The sequence below is a fragment of the Luteimonas sp. TWI382 genome, assembly GCF_039674545.1.
Classification (GTDB): domain Bacteria; phylum Pseudomonadota; class Gammaproteobacteria; order Xanthomonadales; family Xanthomonadaceae; genus Luteimonas.
The window spans coordinates 188,338-206,724 of the sequence record NZ_JBDJNS010000004.1; the positions used below are offsets into that span (position 1 = coordinate 188,338).

At 70.1% G+C, this 18,387-nt stretch carries 20 protein-coding genes and 1 pseudogene; 6 read left to right on the forward strand and 15 right to left on the reverse strand.

The genetic code is table 11. The annotated features are described in order from the left end of the window. Positions 1-52 precede the first annotated feature (52 nt). Positions 53-1,114 (forward strand): LacI family DNA-binding transcriptional regulator, encoded by a 1,062-nt coding sequence (locus ABE505_RS04525; protein ID WP_346443800.1) that lies wholly within the window; start codon positions 53-55, stop codon positions 1,112-1,114. An 80-nt stretch (positions 1,115-1,194) separates the two neighbouring features. Here the strand turns inward: ABE505_RS04525 and xylA are convergent, their stop codons facing one another. The 4 genes from xylA to ABE505_RS04545 form a co-directional block, all read right to left on the reverse strand. Next, positions 1,195-2,529 carry a xylose isomerase gene (gene xylA / locus ABE505_RS04530; RefSeq protein ID WP_346443802.1) on the reverse strand — a complete coding sequence of 445 codons (1,335 nt, stop codon included), beginning with the start codon at positions 2,527-2,529 and terminating at the stop codon, positions 1,195-1,197. Between the two features lie 50 nt (positions 2,530-2,579). Beyond that, a complete protein-coding gene (gene xylB, locus ABE505_RS04535; RefSeq protein ID WP_346443804.1) occupies positions 2,580-4,085 on the reverse strand; it encodes a xylulokinase in 1,506 nt (501 codons plus the stop codon). 183 nt (positions 4,086-4,268) lie between these two features. Further along, positions 4,269-4,637 (reverse strand): STAS/SEC14 domain-containing protein, encoded by a 369-nt coding sequence (locus ABE505_RS04540; protein ID WP_346443806.1) that lies wholly within the window; start codon positions 4,635-4,637, stop codon positions 4,269-4,271. Between the two features lie 144 nt (positions 4,638-4,781). Then, the gene (locus tag ABE505_RS04545) at positions 4,782-6,272 is read right to left on the reverse strand and encodes an MFS transporter (protein WP_346443807.1); all 1,491 of its coding nucleotides are present in this window, start codon (positions 6,270-6,272) and stop codon (positions 4,782-4,784) included. Between the two features lie 99 nt (positions 6,273-6,371). On the opposite strand from ABE505_RS04545, the gene ABE505_RS04550 reads away from it, so the two are divergent. After that, a complete protein-coding gene (locus ABE505_RS04550; protein ID WP_346443808.1) occupies positions 6,372-7,169 on the forward strand; it encodes a helix-turn-helix transcriptional regulator in 798 nt (265 codons plus the stop codon). Between the two features lie 53 nt (positions 7,170-7,222). Here the strand turns inward: ABE505_RS04550 and ABE505_RS04555 are convergent, their stop codons facing one another. From ABE505_RS04555 to rsmD, 6 genes are all read right to left on the reverse strand, one after another. After that, on the reverse strand, positions 7,223-7,627 hold the full coding sequence (locus ABE505_RS04555; RefSeq protein WP_346443810.1) for an MAPEG family protein: 405 nt from the start codon (positions 7,625-7,627) through the stop codon (positions 7,223-7,225). After that, a complete protein-coding gene (gene ggt / locus ABE505_RS04560; protein WP_346443811.1) occupies positions 7,624-9,465 on the reverse strand; it encodes a gamma-glutamyltransferase in 1,842 nt (613 codons plus the stop codon). The genes ABE505_RS04555 and ggt overlap by 4 nt, the downstream gene beginning before the upstream one ends. Further along, on the reverse strand, positions 9,462-9,716 hold the full coding sequence (locus ABE505_RS04565; RefSeq protein ID WP_183425916.1) for a YfhL family 4Fe-4S dicluster ferredoxin: 255 nt from the start codon (positions 9,714-9,716) through the stop codon (positions 9,462-9,464). The genes ggt and ABE505_RS04565 overlap by 4 nt, the downstream gene beginning before the upstream one ends. A gap of 169 nt (positions 9,717-9,885) precedes the next feature. Beyond that, positions 9,886-10,443 (reverse strand): hypothetical protein, encoded by a 558-nt coding sequence (locus ABE505_RS04570; RefSeq protein WP_346443813.1) that lies wholly within the window; start codon positions 10,441-10,443, stop codon positions 9,886-9,888. Between the two features lie 40 nt (positions 10,444-10,483). Further along, entirely contained in the window at positions 10,484-10,978 is a 495-nt protein-coding gene (gene coaD, locus ABE505_RS04575) for a pantetheine-phosphate adenylyltransferase (protein WP_346443814.1), read from the reverse strand. A 73-nt stretch (positions 10,979-11,051) separates the two neighbouring features. Next, positions 11,052-11,612 (reverse strand): 16S rRNA (guanine(966)-N(2))-methyltransferase RsmD, encoded by a 561-nt coding sequence (gene rsmD / locus ABE505_RS04580; RefSeq protein ID WP_346443815.1) that lies wholly within the window; start codon positions 11,610-11,612, stop codon positions 11,052-11,054. Between the two features lie 81 nt (positions 11,613-11,693). On the opposite strand from rsmD, the gene ftsY reads away from it, so the two are divergent. From ftsY to ABE505_RS04600, 4 genes are read left to right on the forward strand one after another with little or no spacing between them, the layout of a single operon-like run. Then, positions 11,694-13,034, forward strand: coding sequence for a signal recognition particle-docking protein FtsY (ftsY, locus tag ABE505_RS04585; RefSeq protein ID WP_346443838.1), 1,341 nt, complete (start codon positions 11,694-11,696; stop codon positions 13,032-13,034). Then, on the forward strand, positions 13,031-14,314 hold the full coding sequence (locus ABE505_RS04590) for a hypothetical protein (protein WP_346443817.1): 1,284 nt from the start codon (positions 13,031-13,033) through the stop codon (positions 14,312-14,314). Before ftsY ends, ABE505_RS04590 begins: the two co-directional genes overlap by 4 nt. Beyond that, positions 14,311-15,384, forward strand: coding sequence for an A/G-specific adenine glycosylase (mutY, locus tag ABE505_RS04595; RefSeq protein ID WP_346443818.1), 1,074 nt, complete (start codon positions 14,311-14,313; stop codon positions 15,382-15,384). Before ABE505_RS04590 ends, mutY begins: the two co-directional genes overlap by 4 nt. Before the next feature lies 1 nt (position 15,385). Then, a complete protein-coding gene (locus ABE505_RS04600; RefSeq protein ID WP_346443819.1) occupies positions 15,386-15,661 on the forward strand; it encodes an oxidative damage protection protein in 276 nt (91 codons plus the stop codon). Here ABE505_RS04600 and ABE505_RS04605 read toward each other — a convergent pair. The 5 genes and pseudogenes from ABE505_RS04605 to ABE505_RS04625 all read right to left on the reverse strand — a co-directional run. After that, entirely contained in the window at positions 15,637-16,128 is a 492-nt protein-coding gene (locus tag ABE505_RS04605; protein ID WP_346443821.1) for a DUF6491 family protein, read from the reverse strand. The two genes, ABE505_RS04600 and ABE505_RS04605, sit on opposite strands and share 25 nt — an antisense overlap. Positions 16,129-16,252: 124 nt before the next feature. Then, the gene (locus tag ABE505_RS04610) at positions 16,253-17,449 is read right to left on the reverse strand and encodes a cation:proton antiporter (RefSeq protein WP_346443822.1); all 1,197 of its coding nucleotides are present in this window, start codon (positions 17,447-17,449) and stop codon (positions 16,253-16,255) included. 101 nt (positions 17,450-17,550) lie between these two features. Further along, positions 17,551-17,865 (reverse strand): type II toxin-antitoxin system RelE/ParE family toxin, encoded by a 315-nt coding sequence (locus ABE505_RS04615; RefSeq protein WP_346443823.1) that lies wholly within the window; start codon positions 17,863-17,865, stop codon positions 17,551-17,553. Further along, entirely contained in the window at positions 17,862-18,131 is a 270-nt protein-coding gene (locus ABE505_RS04620; RefSeq protein ID WP_346443825.1) for a type II toxin-antitoxin system ParD family antitoxin, read from the reverse strand. The genes ABE505_RS04615 and ABE505_RS04620 overlap by 4 nt, the downstream gene beginning before the upstream one ends. 111 nt (positions 18,132-18,242) lie before the next feature. Beyond that, positions 18,243-18,387: pseudogene (locus ABE505_RS04625) on the reverse strand (IS3 family transposase); the annotation flags it as partial.

Below are 18,387 nucleotides of genomic sequence, written 5' to 3' on the forward strand. Positions count from 1 at the left end.
CTTAGCCTTGCGGACGGGGCCTGCACACCGCCGTCCGGACGAAGGAACGCTTTTGGACAAGCCGAAGAAATCGGTCCGCCGCAAGACCCGCGGCGTCACCATCGATGAGGTCGCCGCACTGGCCGGTGTGTCGCCGATGACGATCTCGCGGGTCATCAACGGCCAGGGCAAGGTGCGCGACACCACCCGAGAGCGGGTGATGCGCGCGGTGCGCGAGCTCAACTACACCCCCAATCTGGCGGCCAGCTCGCTTGCCGCCGCGCAGCACACCCGCATCGCGCTGATCTACACCAACCCCAGCGGCGCGTACCTGCGCGAACTGCTGGTCGGCTTGCTGCGCGTCGCCTCGCGCACCCCGATCCAACTGGTGGTCGATTACTGGGACGACCTCGATGCCGAGGCCGAGCGCAAGGCCGCGCGCGCCCTGGGCAAGCGCGTCGATGCCGTGATCCTGCCGCCGCCGCTGTGCGAATCGCGCGCGGCGGTGACCGAGTTCGTACGCGCGGGCATTCCGGTCGTCGCGATCGCCTCCGGGCGCTTCAGCGACGATATTTCCTGCGTGCGCATCGACGACTTCCGTGCGGGCAAGGAACTGGCCGAGCACATGATCGAACGCGGCCACACCCGGATCGGCTTCATCAAGGGCCGCGCCGATCTGAGCGCGAGCACCCGGCGCTTCCAGGGCTTCCAGGCCGCGCTCGAGGATGCCGGCATCGCGTTCGACCCGACGCTGGTGCAGCAGGGCGACTACACCTACCGCTCGGGGCTGAAGGCGGCCGAGAAGCTGCTGGCCCATCGCAAGCCGCCGAGTGCGATCTTCGCCAGCAACGACGACATGGCCGCCGCGGCGATCTCGGTCGCCCATCGCCGCGGGCTCGACGTACCGCGCGATCTGTCGGTCGTCGGCTTCGACGACACCTCGGCCGCGACCACCGTGTGGCCCGAGCTCACGACCATCCACCAGCCCATTGCCTCGATGGCCGACGCGGCGATCGACATGTTGCTGCGCGGAATCCGTCGCAACGATGCCAGCACCCGCGTGCTCACCGATCGCGTGGTGCCGCACCGGCTGGTCGCACGCGATTCGGTCGCCGCCCCGCCGAAGAAGAAGTAGCGCACCCTGCCCGCTTGCGGCGCGCCCGAGGGGCGCGCCGGTGACAACGCTCGCGATGGCGGGCAGACGGTGCATCGGGCTCAGCGCAGCAGGTACTGGTTGAGCAGGTTCTCGTACGCCTCCTGGCGACCACTGCGCTGCTTCGGCTCACCCGCCTTGGCGGCGATCGCATGCAGGTCGCTCAGCGACAGCCGGCCCTGCTCGAACGCCTGGCCATCGCCGCCATCGAAGCTGCCATAGCGGTCGCGGCGCCATTGCTCCCACGGCGACTCGTGCAGCAGCGCATGCGCCACTTCAAGGCCGCGCGCAAACGCATCCATGCCGCCGATGTGCGCGATGAACAGGTCTTCCATGTCGGTCGATTCGCGGCGCGGCTTGGCATCGAAGTTCAGGCCGCCTTCCAGGCCGCCCTGGCGCAGCACCACCAGCATCGCGCCGACCGTGTCGTACAGGTCGGTCGGGAACTGGTCGGTATCCCAACCGTTCTGCGCATTGCCGCGATTCGCGTCGATGCTGCCAAGCAGCCCGTGGTCGGAGGCGACCTGCAAGTCGTGCTCGAAGGTGTGCCCGGACAGCGTTGCGTGGTTGGCCTCGATGTTGAGCTTGAAATCCTTGTCCAGTCCGTGCGCCTTCAAAAAGCCCGCGCAGGTCGCGCTGTCGAAGTCGTACTGGTGCTTCATCGGCTCCATCGGCTTGGGCTCGATCAGGAAGTTGCCCTTGAGCCCGATGCTGCGTCCGTAGTCGCGCGCCATCGTCAGGAACCGCGCGAAGTGCGCCAGCTCGCGCTGCATATCGGTGTTGTGCAGGCTGGCGTAGCCTTCGCGGCCGCCCCAGAACACGTAGTGCTCGCCGCCCAGTTCCACGGTCGCCTCCAGCGCCGCCTTGACCTGCACCGCCGCCCGCGCGACCACCGCGAAGTCCGGGTTGGTCGAAGCGCCGTTCATGTAGCGCGGATGCGAGAACAGATTCGCCGTGCCCCACAGCAACTTCATGCCGGTCGCGGCCTGGCGTTCCTTGGCCAGCGCGACCATGTGCTTGAGATTCTTCTCGTACGCGCCGATGTCGTCGGCGTCGGGCGCCAGGTCGACGTCGTGGAAGCACCAGTACGGCACGCCGAGCTTGGTGAAGAACTCGAACGCGGCATCGAGCTTGGCCTCGGCCGCCGCCAGGGGCGCACCGCCGTCCCACGGGAAGCGCCGCGTGCCCGGACCGAAGGGATCGGCGCCGGCATTGCAGAACGTGTGCCAGTAGCACACCGCAAAGCGCAGGTGCTCGGCCATCGTCTTGCCGCCGATTGTCTTGCCGGCGTCGTAGACCTTGAAGGCCAGCGGATTGTCGGAGGCCTTGCCCTCGAAGGGGATCTGGCCGATGCCGGGGAAGTATTCCCGGCTGCCGATGAAGGGGGTCGTGGTCATATGCGGTCCCGTGTTGGCGTGGAGTGGACGGATCGGCAGGCGCTGCGCGCCTACGCGGCCGGCGGCGCGGCGTACAGCGGCCGCACCGCGTCGAGGTGGTCGGTGAAGCGCCGGTAGGCGGCGCGGTAGGCCGGCGCGCGGCTCGGCTCGGGCGTGCATGCGCGCGCGGGATCGGTCGCGACATGCGCGGCCGCCAGCGCTTCCATCGATGTGGCATCGCCCTGCGCGCGGCCAAGCGCCCACAGCGCCTGCAGCGCCGCACCGAACGCCGCGCCCTCGCCCTGCACCGGCACATCCACCGGCAGCGCGAACACATCGGCGACCAGTTGCCGCCAGGCCGCGCTGTTGGCGCCGCCGCCGGTCAGCACGATGCGATCGAACGCCATGCCGGCCGACACGAACGCGTCGAAGCCGTACTTCAGGCTGTAGGTCGCGCCTTCCATCGCCGCGCGGTACAGATGCGCGGCGTCCATGTTGTGCGCGGACAGGCCGGTCAGCACGCCGCGCCCCAGCGGCAGGTCGGGCGTGCGCTCGCCGTTGAGGAACGGCAGCAAGGTCAGCCCGCCGGCGCCCGGTGCGGTCGCGTCGATATGCGCATCGCCCTCGCGGGTCGAAAAGCCGAACATGCGTGCGACCTGCTCGGTCGCCACCGTGCAGTTCATCGTGCAGATCAGCGGCAGCCAGCCGCCGGTCGAGTCGCAGAATGCGGCCCAGGCGCCCGAGTCCGATACCACCGGCGTATCGCTGTAGGCGAACAACGTCCCCGAGGTGCCCAGGCTCATGGCCAGCCGGCCCGGTACCACGCAGCCGGTGCCGATCGCCGCCATCATGTTGTCGCCGCCACCGGCCGACACCCGCAGTTGCGGCGACAGCCCGAGTTCGGCGGCGATCTCGGACCGGACCGGGAACAGCGCATCGGCCTCGACCAGCGGCGGCAGGCAGGCCGACAGGTCGCGCTCGGGGTCGGTGGCGGCCAACAGCGCCGGCGACCAGTCCCGCGTGCGGACATCCAGCCAGCCGGTGCCCGACGCATCGCCGTGCTCCATCCAGCGCGCGCCGGTGAGCCAGACGTTGACGTAGTCGTGCGGCAGCGCGATCGCCGCCAGCTTCGCGTAGGCCTCCGGTCGATGGGCTTTCGTCCACGGCAGCTTGGAGGCGGTATAGCCGGCCAGGATCGGGTTGCCGGCCTGCGCGATGCAGGCCGCCACGCCGCCGACCGCGTCCATGATCGGTGCGCATTGTGCGCTGGTGCTGGTATCGCACCACAGCTTGGCCGGTGCCAGCACCTGCCCTTCGGCATCGAGCGGCACGAAGCCGTGCTGCTGGCCCGAAACGCCGAGCGCGGCGATACGCGCACGCAGCGTCGGGTCGACTGCGGCAAAGCAGACACGGATCGCATCGAGCCAGTCCGATGGATGCTGCTCCCGGCTGCCGTCATCGCCCGCGATCAGTTCCAGCGCCCGGCCCTGCAGCGCCAGCACCTGCCGCGATGCCGGGTCGTAGACCACGAGCTTGACACTCTGCGTGCCCAGATCGAGACCGGCGACGAGGCTCATGCGCGCGCCCTCGACAAGAAAAAGTTAGCGCTACCATTATTTGGGCTAAAAAAAACGGCACGGCTTGGAGCAGGCAGCGGCATGGGCGCGCTCGGCGTCAATCGGCGGTGCAGGCACTGTAGCCATTTGTCGCCGAACATGCTTGCTGCGGTGCGCCATCGACGTGCGTTGCGTGGCGTCCGCTCAGCGCGCCCGCAACCACGCCTGGCCGTCGCCGGCACATTCCGGTGTAAAGCCGCGGACCTCGACGCCCGGCAACAGCAGCCCTTCCAGTTCCGACAGGCGGCGGATCCACAGCGATTCGGCGATCACCGCGATGCGGTCGAAACGCCGCACCGCGCGCAGCAACGCCGGCAACCGCGAAAACTCGACTGCGACCGCACCGAAAGACGGCAGGTCGACGTTGCGCACGCGATAGAGCAGCGCGCCGCCCTCGATGCCGTCCGCGCCCTCGACGAACGCATCGATCAGTCCCGCCATCGTCTCCCGATCGAACCGGCCGTCGATCTCGACGTCGATCCGATCCGGCGCCACACGGATCACAGTGAACATGCCGGCCTCGCCTCTATCGGTCGAATGCGAAGCTAGACCGCCGCGCGTCAATAGCGAGCGAATGACGCATGCGTCGACTCGGCGACGCACGCACGACCTGCCGCGCGACCGACCGTCGCGACGGCAGCGCCGCGACATCGCCCATCAAGCCCTCGATGGCAGCGTCCCGCCGCCCTGCCCGCTGCTGCGCGCCAGAAGGCGCAGCAGCAGCGCCGCGACACACGCCGCCGCGACGTTGCAGGCCATGCCGGCGACGAAGGCATTGGCGTAATGCGCACGCAGGTCGTCGCCGACGGCGCCCGACAGCGCCGCGCCGAACACCATGCCGACGATCGCCACGCCGAACGCCGCGCCGACCTGCTGCAACGTCGAGACCACGCCCGAGGCCATGCCCGCGCGCGCCGCATCGACGGTGCCGAGTACGAGATTGAGCAGCGGCGTCATGATCAGCCCCTGCGCAGCGCCGACGACGACCAGCGTCGGCACTAGGTGCGCAGGCGACAGCGCCCCGCCGGCGCTGTACACCTGGCCGACGAGCCAGGCGAGCGAGACGGCATAGACCACCGCCGCGACCGCGAGCGCCCCCGGGCCGAAGCGGGCCACCAGCCGCGGCGCCGACAGCGACGCCAACACGAAGCCGACGCTGCACGGCGCGAACAACAGCCCGGCCGCCAACGGGTCGAGTCCGAAGCCCGACTGCACGAGCAACGCAAAGCACAGGAAGAACGAACTCGAGGTCGAGTAGACCAGCAGCACCAGGACACCGCCGATGGCGAACTGCCGATCGCACAGCAAACGCATGTCCACCAACGGGTCCTGACCGCGCAGACGGCGCCGGACCTGCTGTCGCGCGAACACGGCCAGCAGGACAGCACCGGCCACCAGCGCGATCCGCATCCAGGCCGGCCAACCGTGCGCGGGCCCTTCGAGCAACGGCACCAGCAACAACCCCAGCCCGGCACCGACCAGGGCCACGCCGCCCCAATCGAGGGTCGGGCGCTCGGGCGCGCGCGATTCGGGCACCAGGCGCGCCATCGCGATCGCCAGCACGCCGATCGGGACATTGATCAGGAAGATCGTGCGCCAGCCCAGCCCGGCGATGTCGGCATGCACCAGCCAGCCGCCCAACACCTGGCCGGCGATCGCGGCCAGACCCAGGGTCATACCGAGCAGACCGAACGCACGGCGGGCGGCGGCCCCCTGGAAATGCACGCGGATCGAGGCGTAGACCTGCGGGAACAGCAACGCCGCCGCCAGCCCCTGCAGCACCCGCGCGGCAATCAGGACGCCGGCATCGGGCGCAAGTCCGCACAACGCCGAGGCCAGCGCGAATCCCGCCATGCCGACCACGAACAGTCGGCGACGGCCATGGCGGTCGCCGAGCCGGCCGCCTGCGATCAGCAACACGCCAAACGCGAGCTCGTACCCGGCGACCACCAATCCCACCTGCGCCAGGCTCGCGTCCAGCGTGGCCTGCATCGACGGGATCGCGACATTGACCACGAACAGATCGAAGATCGTCACAAAGCCTGCGAGCAGCAGCACGGCCAAGCCCAGCCAGGGCGGGCGGGCCGTGACGGCCACATCGGCGGCATTGGGAACGGGCGGTGACGCAGCGGCGCGGCAATCGGGCATGACGAAGGTCCGAACAAGGGAACCGGAGTCTGGCGCCGCCCGAATCCGGTTACAATTTGTCGGTTTATGGTGTTACTTGAAGCAACCGATGCCCGATCGATGAGTCGCCTGCAACGCGCCCGCCCCGAACTGTCGAGCTTCCTGCGGACCTGCCGCGCGCGCCTGTCGCCGACCGATGTCGGCCTGCAGAACGGCGGCCGTCGGCGCACACCGGGCCTACGCCGCGAAGAGGTTGCCGCGCTCGCGGGTGTGGGCCTGAGCTGGTACACGTGGCTCGAACAAGGACGCGACATCGGTGTTTCGTCGACGTTCCTCGACAACCTGGCACGGGTGCTGCGGCTCGATGCCGCCGAGCGTCGCCACCTCTACCTGCTCGCGCACGCGCGGCCGCCGGCCGAACCCGGGCGCACGTTCTGCCAGGTTCCGCCGCTGGTCCGGCGCTTGATGGACGATCTCGCCCCGCACGCGGCGCATGTGCTCAACCTGCGCTGGGACGTGCTGGCGTTCAATGCGCCGGCCGATGCGCTGTTCGGCTTCGGTACGCATCCGCCCGAACGCCGCAACCTGCTCTGGTTGCTGTTCACCGATGAGCGCATGCGCACGCGCATCGTCGACTGGGACATCCAGGCGCGCGCCATGCTCTCGAGCTTTCGCCGCGACCATGCCCGCGGCGCGCAGGATGCCGACGCCCAGGCCCTGGTCGAGTCCCTGCGCCGGGCATCGCCGGCGTTCGCGGCCTGGTGGGCGCACCACGATGCCGGCGCACCCTGCAACGGGGAGCGCCGGCTGTGCGTGGACGGCGCGCCGGCCGTCTTCGAGCACACGATGCTGACGATCGACGAGGAACGTCACCTGCGCCTGGTGATCCATGCGCGACGCGACCCAGCGGCCGGCTGATCACGGCCGCCATCCGTCGTCGTCAAGGCCGCGCGGCCCCGCGGCCGTGCTCGTCAGGCCAGCGTCGCGACCGCGATGAAGCGCCAGATGCCGAGCCCGGCCATCGTCAGCAGCAGCGCGAAGGTCAGCATCGCGCCACCGAAGCGGCCAATCGAATAGCCGGCCGAGCCGCCGAGCCCGACGGCGTGCAGCACGCGCGCCAGCAACAGCGCCAAGCCCAGGGTCCACAGCAGCCGGGTGTCGAACGCGGCGAGTTCGAGCAGCGCCAGCATCAACAGCGCCAGCGGCACGTACTCGCCGAAGTTGGCCTGCACGCGGATCTTGCGCGCCAGGACCGGGTCGCCGCCGGTGCCGATGCCGACCTTGGCACTGCCGCGGTGCAGCGCCACCCGCACCGACAGCACGACGTACAGCACGACATGCAGCGATGCGATCAATAGCGAGATGCGCGGGGTCATCGTGCGTGCTCCATCGTGTTCGCTTCCTTGGCTCGTGTGAGGTCCGTACGCGCCCTGCCGCCGTTCGCCGCCGGCTCGACCTTCGCCGCGCCCACCGGATTGCGCGGGTCGCTGCCGCCGGTCAGCGTGCCGTTGACGCGGTTCCACAGCACGGTCTGCAGGTTACCCCAGACGTGGCTCGAACCCCGTCCTCCGGCGGCGCGATCGCCTGGCAGGTCGACGGTGTGGCCCATCGCGCGCAGCCGCGCCGCGGTGTCGGCGGAGAATGTATCGGACTCGGCCGAGATTGTGTCGGGCATCCACTGGTGGTGATAGCGCGGCAGCGCCGCGACGGCCTGGGCGTCGAGTCCGGCGTCGTAGCCGAGTACGCCCAGCAGCACCATCGTGATGATCCGGCTGCCGCCGGGCGTGCCCAGCACCGCGACGCGGTCGGGCGATTCGAGGAAGGTCGGCGTCATCGAGCTCAGCGGACGCTTGCCCGGCCGCGGCGCATTGGCATCGAAGCCCATGACCCCGAACGCGTTGGGCACGCCGGGCTGCAGCGCGAAGTCATCCATCTCGTTGTTGAGCAGCACCCCGGTGCCGGGCGCGACCAGGCCGCTGCCGAACAGCAGATTCACTGTCTGGGTGACCGCGGCGCGGTTGCCGGCGGCATCGACGATCGAGAAGTGCGTGGTCTCCTCGTCCTCCAGCGGCGTGGGATCGCCCGAGAGCAGGTCGCTGGGCGTGGCCTTGACCGGGTTGATCGTCGCACGCAGCCCGGCGGCGTAGTCGCGGCTGAGCAGCGTGCGCTCGGGAATCTTCACGAAGTCCGGATCGCCCAGGTAGAACGTGCGGTCGCGGAACGCGCGGCGCATCGACTCGACGACCAGATGCGTACGCGCGGCATCGTCGAGCGCCGGCAGGTCGTAGGGCTCGAGGATCTGCAGCATCTGCGCCATCGCGATGCCGCCCGACGATGGCGGCGGTGCAGTCGTGACCGTCCAGTCGTGGTAGCGGAAACGGATCGGCGCCCGCTCGACGACGCGGTAGCCGGCGAGGTCCTCGGCAGTCCACTGCCCGCCCTCAGCGTTCACGCCGGCGACCAGCTTCTCGCCGGTCGGCCCGCGATAGAAGCCGTCGAACCCGCGCTCGGCGAGCAGCCGCAGCGTCTGCGCCAGCTCCGGCTGGCGGAACAGATCGCCCTCCTGCGGCGCTCGGCCGCCGGCCAGGAATACCGCGCGCGTGCCCGGGTACCGCTCCATGACCTGGCGCCGCGACTGGTAGCCGCGCGCGAACCGGGCATAGACCGGGAAGCCGTCCTCGGCGATCCGGATCGCCGGGGCCAGCGACTGCGCCAACGGCAGCCGGCCGTAGCGCTCGGCGATGTGCACGAACGCGGCCGGCAGGCCGGGAATGCCGGCCGACCAGGGGCCGTTCTCGGCACGATCGCGGTCGAACTGGCCATCCGCGGTCCGATAGCGATCGGGGTGGGCGCTGGCCGGCGCGGTCTCGCGCGCGTCGATGAACACGTCGCGCCCGGAGGCGGCATCGTGCAGCAGGAAGAAACCACCGCCGCCCAGGCCCGAGGAGATCGGCTCGACGACCGACAGCACGGCCGAGGTCGCGATCGCGGCGTCGAACGCGTTACCGCCTTCGCGCATCACCTGCAGGCCGGCCTCGGTGGCCAGCGCATGCGCCGAAGCGACCGCGTTGCCCGGCGGGGTCGCCTGCGACTGCGCCGCGACCGGTGCGGACTGCGGGCGGACGTCGCGCGCGCACGACGGCGCGACGGCCAACAGCAGCAGCGAGAGCAGCAGCACCGGCAGGCCGGCAGCGGGGACACGGAAACGGCTCATGACGACTCCTGCTGCAGGCGCGCGAGCTTGGCCAGCAACTCGGCCTGGGTTTCGGGAAGGTCGGGGTCGGGATCGATGCACTCCACCGGGCACACGACCACGCACTGCGGCTCGTCGAAATGTCCGACGCACTCGGTGCAGCGCGCCGGATCGATCACGTAGATCTCTTCGCCCTGCGAAATCGCCTGGTTCGGACACGCCGGCTCGCAGACGTCGCAGTTGACGCAGAGCGCATTGATCTTCAGGGACATCCGCACATTGTAGTGAGTGCGGCGGCGCGCAGCGTTCCATCGCTGGAACCGGGTCGCCCAACGGGCGTGGCGTATTCGCCAGGCCCGGAAGCAGCGACGCCGCCGTGCCGGGAAGACAACGACGGCGTCGTGTGGCGCGGGAACGCCGGCCGGGCCCGCGCCCCGAGGCTTACTTGGCGGTGTCGACGAACACGTACTCAACGCCAGCCGGCTCGACGGCGGCCTTGACGCGGGCGTTGTCGGCTTCCTCGCCGATGAACAGCACGCGCACACCCTTCATCGTGCCCGGCTCGACTTCCTCGAACGAGGCGACGGTCAGGTCGGCGGTGCGCGCCGAGTTCAGCCCGGCGTAGATCAGCAGGTTGCCGCGCACGATGCCGCGGGCCACGTCCAGCTTGGCCTTGTCGAGCAGACGCTCGTAGTTGCCGTCGACCGGGGTGGACAGGTCCGAGGCCTCGCCGTCGGCCGGGGCCTGGGCGTCGGCGGGCGGCGCCTCGGTCATGTTGGCCGGCGGCGGCGGCACCAGGTAGACGTAGGGCGAGTTGTTGATGCCTTCCATGTGGCGGCTGGCGACCTCGTTGAGGTAGGCATTCCACGCCGCCTTGTCCTCGGTGGTCGGGGCCGCGACCGGCGCGGCCTGCGCCTGCTGGGGTTCTTCCTTCTTGCCACAGGCCATGACTGGCAGGACCAGGCAGGCGATCAGCAGCGCGCGGGTGATGGACTTCATGGCATTCCCTCTTGTTTCTCTTGCGTTTGGATGGGCAACGTCAGCGTTGCGAGTGGTTGCGCAGTGCGCGATCGACCGCGGCGGGCACGAACCCCGACACGTCGCCGCCGAGGCGCGAGATCTCGCGCACCAGCGTGGAGGAGATGAAGCCGTACTGCTCGGCCGGCGTAAGGAACAGCGTCTCGACCTCGGGGATCAGGTGCCGGTTCATGCTCGCCAGCTGGAACTCGTACTCGAAGTCCGACACCGCGCGCAGGCCGCGCAGCAGCACGCCAGCCTCGACCTGCGCGACGAAATGCGCAAGCAGCGAGTCGAAGCCGAGCACTTCGATATTGTCGTGGTGGGCCAGCGCCTCGCGCGCCAGCGACACGCGCTCGTCGAGCGACATCGCCGGGCGCTTGGCCGGGCTTTCGGCCACGCCCACGATCAGGCGTTCGAACAACGGCGCCGCCCGGTCGACCAGGTCGACATGGCCGTTGGTGATCGGGTCGAAGGTGCCCGGATACACCGCGATGCGTTTGCGACTCGCACTCATGGCTGACGTTCGCTGTCGGGAGGCAGGGGTGCGGCGTGGCGCGGGCGCAAAGTGTAGCAGCGCCGAGCGCGGTTCAGCCGTCGCGGCGCCAGAGCGCGCAATGCGCCTCGCGGGTCGCCAGTTCCCGATGCAGGCGCCAGCCGGCGGGCGGCTGCGCCGGCCGTGCCACCGGCGACTCGACATACAGCCAGGCCTGAGGCGCGAGCGCGGCATCGAGCGCAGCCAGCGCCGGCGCCCACAGGTCGGCGGCGAACGGCGGATCGACGAAGGCGATATCGAATCCGGCCACCGGCAGCGCCGCAAGCAGCGGCAACGCGTCGCCCCGACGGACCTCGACCGCGTCGCCGCCGGGCAACCGGGCGGCGATCGCCGACAACGCGGTGGCCAAGGCCGGGTCGCGCTCGATCAACAGCGCCGAGCGCGCCCCGCGCGAGACCGCCTCCAGCCCGAGCGCACCGGTGCCGGCGAACGCATCGACCACGCGCGCGCCCGGCAATGCCGGCTGCAGCCAGTTGAACAGGGTCTCGCGCACGCGGTCGCCGGTCGGACGCAGACCGGGCGCGTCGGGCACGTCCAGCCGCGTGCCGCGCCAGCGACCGCCGACGATGCGGACCCTGCCGGAGGACGGTTTCATCGGCGCCCCGCTGCACGGGGCGTGGAAAATGCGGGTGATACCATGCGCGCCATTCTCCCCCATCCAGGCTCCGACGGCCGCATGGTCAGCTGGTTCAAGCGCGACAAACCCCAATCCGAGGGCGGCCGGCGCCGCCTCACCGACGAGGAGATCGCCGCTGCGTTCGGCGCGCCGACGGCCACGCCACCGGTTGAAGCCCCGACGCCCTCCACGGATGTCGCGCCCGCGCCGGCGGCAGCGCCCGTGGCAGTGCCTGCGGCTCCGTCGGCGCCCATCCCGGCCACGCCTGCCGCACCGACGCCTGCACCTGACACCTCGATTGCCGCGACCTCGACGCCGGCCGCGACGCCGATCGCGCCGACCGCCTCGCCCGCTGCCGCCGATGCGCTCGCGCCGACTTCCGAGCCGGTGACGCCGCCACCGCCGCCGCCGCGCCCTGCGATCTACGACCCGGCCGCGGCGATGGCCGAGGTCGTGTTCGCGACCAAGCCCGCCGCCGCGGCCGGCAAGTCGGGCTGGCGCGAGCGGCTGAGCGGCAGCACCTTCGCCCGCAGTTTCGGCGGCCTGTTCTCGCGCAACCCCAAGCTCGACGACGACCTGCTCGACGAGATCGAGACCGCGCTGCTGACCGCCGATGTCGGCGTGGCGGCGAGCACCGAGCTGGTCGAATCCCTGCGCAAGCGCATGAAGGCGCGCGCGTTCGCCGACGCCAATGCGCTGCTGCAGGCGCTGCGCGCCGATCTGGTCGCAATGCTGACCCCGGTCGCCACGCCGCTGACGATCGACCGGGCCGCCAAGCCGTTCGTGATCCTTACCGTCGGCGTCAACGGCGTGGGCAAGACCACGACCATCGGCAAGCTCGCCAAGCGTTTCAAGGACGAGGGCCACGGCCTGATGCTGGCCGCTGGCGACACCTTCCGCGCCGCCGCGGTCGCCCAGCTCAAGGCCTGGGGCGAGCGCAACAACGTCGCCGTGGTCGCCCAGGGCCAGGACGCCGACCCGGCCGCGGTCGCGTTCGATGCGCTGCAGGCCGCCAAGTCGCGCGGCATCGATGTCCTCATCGCCGACACCGCCGGCCGCCTGCACACCCAACAAGGCCTGATGGGCGAGCTGGGCAAGATCCGCCGCGTGCTCGGCAAGATCGATGCCGCCGCGCCGCATGAGGTGCTGATGGTCATCGACGGCACCACCGGCCAGAACGCGCTGTCGCAGTTGCGGCAGTTCAATGCCGCGGTCCAGGTCACCGGCCTAGTCGTGACCAAGCTCGACGGTACCGCCAAGGGCGGCGTGCTGTTCGCGCTGGCACGCGAGTTCGGCATCCCGATCCGCTTCGCCGGCATCGGCGAACGCCCCGAGGACCTGCGCGTGTTCGATGCCCAGGCCTTCGTCGACGCGATGCTGCCGGAGACGCTCGGGACGTGAGCGCCTCGGGGCAGGCGCCGGCCGCGCCGGTGCCGCCGCGCCGCCGTCGGCGCGGGCTGAAATGGCTGATGGGCATCGCGGTTCTGCTCGCGGCGGGCATTGCCGCGATCTGGCTGCTGCTGCCGCCCGAGCGCGCATTGCGTCTGGCGCTCGCACGGCTGGAGCCCGCGCTGGGCCTGTCGATCCGTTTCGACGGCGCCGTCGATTACCGCCTGCGCGGCACCCCGCAACTGGTGGTCCACGACGTGACCGTGCGCGTCCCCGGCACCCAGGCGCCGATGCTGCAGGCCCGACGCGTGCTGCTGGCGCTGCCGTGGAAGACCATCCGCAGCCGCGGCGCCGATCTGGAGATCGCACGCGTCGAACTCGACGGGCCACAGCTGCAACTGCCGATGCTGCTGCACTGGCTCGACACGCGGCCGCCGGGCGACGGTGCCCTGCCCCCGTTCACCGACGGCCTGCACGTGCGCGACGGCAGGCTCGACGCCGAGGGCTGGCGTATCGAGGGGCTGGCCCTCGATGTCCCGTCGCTGCACGCCGAGCGCGCATTGGCCGGTCAGGTTGCGGGCACCGCGATCGTCGATGCGTTGCGTATCCCGTTCCGCCTGTGGCTGCGCACCGACCGTCCGCTCGACTTCTCCCGCATCGAGGCGCGCGGCACGCTGTCGGTCGACGGCGGCGACGGGCGGCTCGACACCCGGCTCGCGCTCGACGCAAAACGCGTCGAGCCCGATGCGCCCGGCCTGACGCTGGCGCCGCTGCGCGTGGCGATGGACGCGCGCTGGCGTGCCGAAGGCACCGACCTGCCGTTCGCGTTCGGCCTGCAAGGTCGGATGGCGTTGGCGGACGGACGCCTGATCCTGGCGCCGATCGGGCTGGCGACCCGCGCCGACGGCGTCGTTCCGACTTTCTCCGCCGGTGGCCGCATCGCACACGACGACGTGCTGGAGATCGCACTCGACGGCCGCATCGCGCATTGGCCGGCGGGCTGGCCCGCGTTGCCGGCCCCGTTGTCGCAGGCCGACGGCCCGCTGCCGTTCTCGATCCGCTATACCGGACCTGCGACGCTGGGCGCGCCGCTGTCGCTGCGCGTGGCCCATGCCGGCGCGCGTTTCGACGGCAGCGCAAGGGTGCCCGAGGTGCTGCGCTGGCTCGATGCGCTCGACAGCGGCACGCCGCTGCCGCCGCTGCGCGGGCAACTGCGGATCGATCGCCTCGAGGTGCCCGGTGCGACGCTCGAGGGCGTCGAAATCGACGTCGATGACGGCGACGCGCGATGACGACGTCCTACGCTGCCCGCCTGCTGGCCTGGTTCGACGTCCACGGCCGCCACGACCTGCCCTGGCAGCATCCGCGCACGCCGTACCGGGTGTGGCTGTCGGAGATCATGCTGCAGCAGACCCAGGTGCGGGTGGTGATTCCGTACTTCGAACGGTTCGTCGCCGCACTGCCCGACGTGCGCGCGCTGGCCGCCGCCCCGCGCGACGATGTCCTCGCGCTGTGGTCGGGGCTGGGCTACTACGCCCGCGCGCGCAACCTGCAGGCCGCCGCCCAGACCTGCGTCGAACGGCACGACGGCGAGCTGCCGCGCGACTTCGACGCGCTGCTCGCACTGCCCGGCATCGGCCGCAGCACTGCGGCGGCAATCCTGTCGCAGGCCTGGGGCGACCGCTTCGCGATTCTCGACGGCAACGTCAAGCGCGTGCTCGCGCGTCACCATGGCGTTTCCGGCTGGCCCGGCCTGCCCAAGGTCGAGAAGACGCTGTGGGCGATCGCCGACACACTGCTGCCGCAGGCGCGAATGGCCGATTACACCCAGGCGCAGATGGATTTCGGCGCCACCCTGTGCACGCGCCATTCGCCGGCCTGTCTGCTGTGCCCGGTCAACGACGACTGCGTGGCGTTCGCCCAGGGCCGGGTCGAGGAACTGCCCACACCCAAGCCGACCAAGACACTGCCTGAGCGCGAAGCGACCGTGCTGCTGCTCGAGGACCGCGATGGCCGCGTGCTGCTGCACCGCCGGCCGCCGACCGGGGTGTGGGCCGCGCTGTGGTCGTTGCCGCAGGGCGAGGATGCCGACGCCGCGCTGGCCTGGCTGGATGCGCATGCGCCGGACGTGATCGACGCCGGCGACCGCGACGCGCCGCGCAGGCTGCAGACCGTGCAGCACGGCTTCACCCATTACCGGTTGCAACTGCATCCGCTGCACTGGGCCGGCCTCGCCCCGCGCCGCGCCGTGCGCGACAATGACGACCTGCGCTGGGTGGCCCGCGACGAACTCGCGACGCTCGGCATTCCCGCACCGATCCGCACGCTGCTGCTGTCGCCGCGCGTTGCGCTGGAGGACTGACATGAGCCGACGCGTCCACTGCGTCCACGACCAGACCGAGACCGAGGGCCTGGATTTCATCCCCTGGCCTGGCGAACTGGGCAAGCAGGTCTTCGCCAGCATCGGCAAGCCGGCCTGGGCGCGCTGGCTGGCGCACCAGACCATGCTGATCAACGAGAACCGGCTCTCGCCGCTCGACCCCAAGCACCGCGCCTTCCTCGAAGGCGAGATGCGCAAGTATCTGTTCGAGCGGCAGACCGACCGCCCGATGGGCTACGTGCCCGAATCGGAAGGCTGAGCGGCCGGCGTCGACGTATCGGACGGCCGGTCGAGCGAGGGCCCGCCCTCGCGGTTGTGCTTTTCGGCCGCACGCACCGCCTTGACGTCGAGCGGCCGGATCTGCCGAATGTGACAGGGCATGCTGATCGCACTGCGGCTGTACACCAGCACCTTGTCGAACCGCGCATCGACCCGGCTCATGGTGCTGGTCAACCCGATCGCCGGCGTGTAGTCCAGATCCTGGCACGGCCCCGACAGGTCGAGCAGAAAGGCCTCGCCCGGACGCGTCCAGACCGCGAGCGCGCTGTCGCCCAGCGGCGTCCAACCGTTGATCTGGCCCAGGTAGCGGAAATGGTCGACCGGCGCGCCGGCATGCGCGTCGTAGAGCGCGTACTTCTCGGTGTCGCGGAGCCCTGGGCTGGCGCAGGCACCGAGCGTCAGCGCGGCGACCAGCGCGGCAGCGAATGGGGCGGAATGGCGGCGCATACGTAACCTCCTTCGATCTCGCGCGGTATCGGTCACCGATCATGCGCCCACCTGCGCGGCAATCCAGACCCCGGCGGGGCGGCGTTCAGCGGCCGGCGGGCTGCCGGCCTGAGGTCCTCGGCACCTACCTGCCCATCTCCAGCGCGCGCAGGCGCGGCGTGGCCATCGGGATCGTGAGCATCGTGCTCATCACCGCCATCAGCAGCAGCGCGGTGAACGTCGCACTCGAGATGATGGCCTTGTCGAGCAGGATGTTGGCGAAGATGATCATGATCAGCGCCTTGGTCTGCAGCAGCCAGCCGATCAACGAGGCTTCGCCGGGCGCCCACTTGAGCAAGCGGCCGGCCAGATGCACGCCAGCGAGCTTGCCCGCCACCGAGGCCACCAGCAGGACCAACGCGGCGACGAAGACCGTGGCGCCGCCGACGCTCCATTCGGTGCGCAGGCCGGTGCTGAGAAAGAACACGGGCATCATCACCAGCAGCACGTTGTGCCGCAGCCGATCCATGTCCTGCTGATCGAACCAGTCCGCATCGATCACCACGCCCGCCAGGAACGCGCCGACCATGTAGTGCAGGCCCGACCAGTCGGCGCCGAACGCGCACACGGCCAGCCAGATCAGCATCACGTACCAGCGGTCGCGTTCGGGAATCGCCCGCATCAGGCGCCGGAACACCACGCAGGCGACCGCGAACGCCAGCAGGAAGCCGACCTGGCGCCCGATGCGCTCCCAGTCGAGCAGCACCAGGGCCAGCACGCCCCAGATGGCGATGTCGTCGAGGCTGGCGTAGCGCAGGATGCGTTGCCCGACCGGCTGGCGCAGGATGGCGAGCTTCTCCATCAGCAGGATCAGGATCGGCAACGCCGTCACCGCGCAGGCCATGCCCACGCCGACGACGAACTGCCAGTCCGCGCCCTCAGCGCCAATCCAGCCCGGAAAACGCAGCAGCCCGAAGGCCGCCAGCGCGCCGAACACCAGCGGCACGCCCAGCGCCAGGCCCGCGGTGATGCCGCTCTCGCGGCGGTTGAGCCACGCCTTGCTCAGATCGAGCTCGATCCCCGCGATCAGCACGAACAGCATGACCGCCCAGGCGCCCAGCCCGTTGAGGATCTGCACCACCTCCGGCCGGAACACGAAGGTGTAGTAGCCGGGGAATACTGCCCCGAGGATGCCGGGCCCGAGCACGATGCCGGTGAGGATCTGCACCACGACCAGCGGCGCGAAGTAGTCCGTGCGCCCCAGGCGCCAGATCAGGAACGGCGCACAGAAGATGATCGCCATCGCGATCAGGAACACTTCCATGGTGGTCACTGCGTGCATGCGCATTGTCCTTCAGCCGCCTGTCGGCAGCGAAGCGCGGATTATCGGGTGACGCTCAGGCCGTGTCATTGGGTCGCAGGGCTGCTATGACACTGCCGCCGTTAGCCGTCGAGCGACCACATCCCCTCATAGTCCTGACCGCCGTAGAACACGCCGAGGATCGAGACCACTTCCCGTTCGGCATCTACAAGGAACGCAATCACAGCTGCGCCACGGTAACTCGTGATCCGAAGGCCCGGAAACAGGTCGTCTCGCTTTGTTCCCCGCTCCGGAAACGTCTCCAAGCTCTCGCAGTAGGCGACGATGGCGTCGACGTAGCGGACGGCCGAAGCAGGTGCCCCGGCATTGATGATGTACTCCTCGATCGCAGCGAGTTGGGCCACCGCCTCCGGGGCGAACTCGACCCGGTAGCTCATGCGCGGCGCCGGCGCTTCTCTGTTAGGTGCTCACGGGCCTGGCCAACTGACAACGCGCGTCCCGGGGCGTCCTTCAAGGCTTGGGCCACCGGCACCACCTGCTCGCGCAACCACGCCTCCATTGCCCGATCGCGGGCCAACAGCGTGCGCAAGCCATCCCGGATCACCTCGCTCTCCGTCGCGTACTCGCCGGCAGCGACCTTGGCCTTGACCAAGTCGGCCATCTCATTGGGGAGCGTGATGCTGAACTGCTGGGTCGAACGCATGGCGACCACCTGAACTATCGAATAGGATTCAATCCTACTCTCGGCGCAGGGCCATTGCCACGCCCGGCTTCAGGAAGCAAACCCTGCGAGGTCGCGCGGCCAGGCACCCGCTTAGGAAAACTTCGAATCCTGCCTGACAGTCCTTCGCCGCATCCTTGGGTTGTGGCGCCGCTCGATGTATTCGAACACATCGGCCCTTGCTGCATCGAGTGTCGGGTACGTTGTGCGGTAGATCCGTTCGCGCTTGAGCACGCCG

Bases quoted from the DNA above. Each gene is read 5' to 3' on its own strand.
- xylB (WP_346443804.1), bottom strand. From the start codon at position 4,085: ATGAGCCTCGTCGCCGGTCTCGATCTGGGCACGCAGAGTGTCAAGCTC.
- ABE505_RS04600 (WP_346443819.1), top strand. From the start codon at position 15,386: ATGAGCCGACGCGTCCACTGCGTCCACGACCAGACCGAGACCGAGGGC.
- coaD (WP_346443814.1), bottom strand. From the start codon at position 10,978: ATGAGTGCGAGTCGCAAACGCATCGCGGTGTATCCGGGCACCTTCGAC.
- ggt (WP_346443811.1), bottom strand. From the start codon at position 9,465: ATGAGCCGTTTCCGTGTCCCCGCTGCCGGCCTGCCGGTGCTGCTGCTC.
- ABE505_RS04615 (WP_346443823.1), bottom strand. From the start codon at position 17,865: ATGAGCTACCGGGTCGAGTTCGCCCCGGAGGCGGTGGCCCAACTCGCT.
- ABE505_RS04570 (WP_346443813.1), bottom strand. From the start codon at position 10,443: ATGAAGTCCATCACCCGCGCGCTGCTGATCGCCTGCCTGGTCCTGCCA.
- mutY (WP_346443818.1), top strand. From the start codon at position 14,311: ATGACGACGTCCTACGCTGCCCGCCTGCTGGCCTGGTTCGACGTCCAC.
- ABE505_RS04540 (WP_346443806.1), bottom strand. From the start codon at position 4,637: ATGTTCACTGTGATCCGTGTGGCGCCGGATCGGATCGACGTCGAGATC.
- ABE505_RS04550 (WP_346443808.1), top strand. From the start codon at position 6,372: ATGAGTCGCCTGCAACGCGCCCGCCCCGAACTGTCGAGCTTCCTGCGG.
- ABE505_RS04555 (WP_346443810.1), bottom strand. From the start codon at position 7,627: ATGACCCCGCGCATCTCGCTATTGATCGCATCGCTGCATGTCGTGCTG.
- ABE505_RS04610 (WP_346443822.1), bottom strand. From the start codon at position 17,449: ATGCACGCAGTGACCACCATGGAAGTGTTCCTGATCGCGATGGCGATC.
- ABE505_RS04605 (WP_346443821.1), bottom strand. From the start codon at position 16,128: ATGCGCCGCCATTCCGCCCCATTCGCTGCCGCGCTGGTCGCCGCGCTG.
- ABE505_RS04620 (WP_346443825.1), bottom strand. From the start codon at position 18,131: ATGCGTTCGACCCAGCAGTTCAGCATCACGCTCCCCAATGAGATGGCC.
- ABE505_RS04545 (WP_346443807.1), bottom strand. From the start codon at position 6,272: ATGCCCGATTGCCGCGCCGCTGCGTCACCGCCCGTTCCCAATGCCGCC.
- xylA (WP_346443802.1), bottom strand. From the start codon at position 2,529: ATGACCACGACCCCCTTCATCGGCAGCCGGGAATACTTCCCCGGCATC.
- ftsY (WP_346443838.1), top strand. From the start codon at position 11,694: ATGGTCAGCTGGTTCAAGCGCGACAAACCCCAATCCGAGGGCGGCCGG.
- rsmD (WP_346443815.1), bottom strand. From the start codon at position 11,612: ATGAAACCGTCCTCCGGCAGGGTCCGCATCGTCGGCGGTCGCTGGCGC.
- ABE505_RS04565 (WP_183425916.1), bottom strand. From the start codon at position 9,716: ATGTCCCTGAAGATCAATGCGCTCTGCGTCAACTGCGACGTCTGCGAG.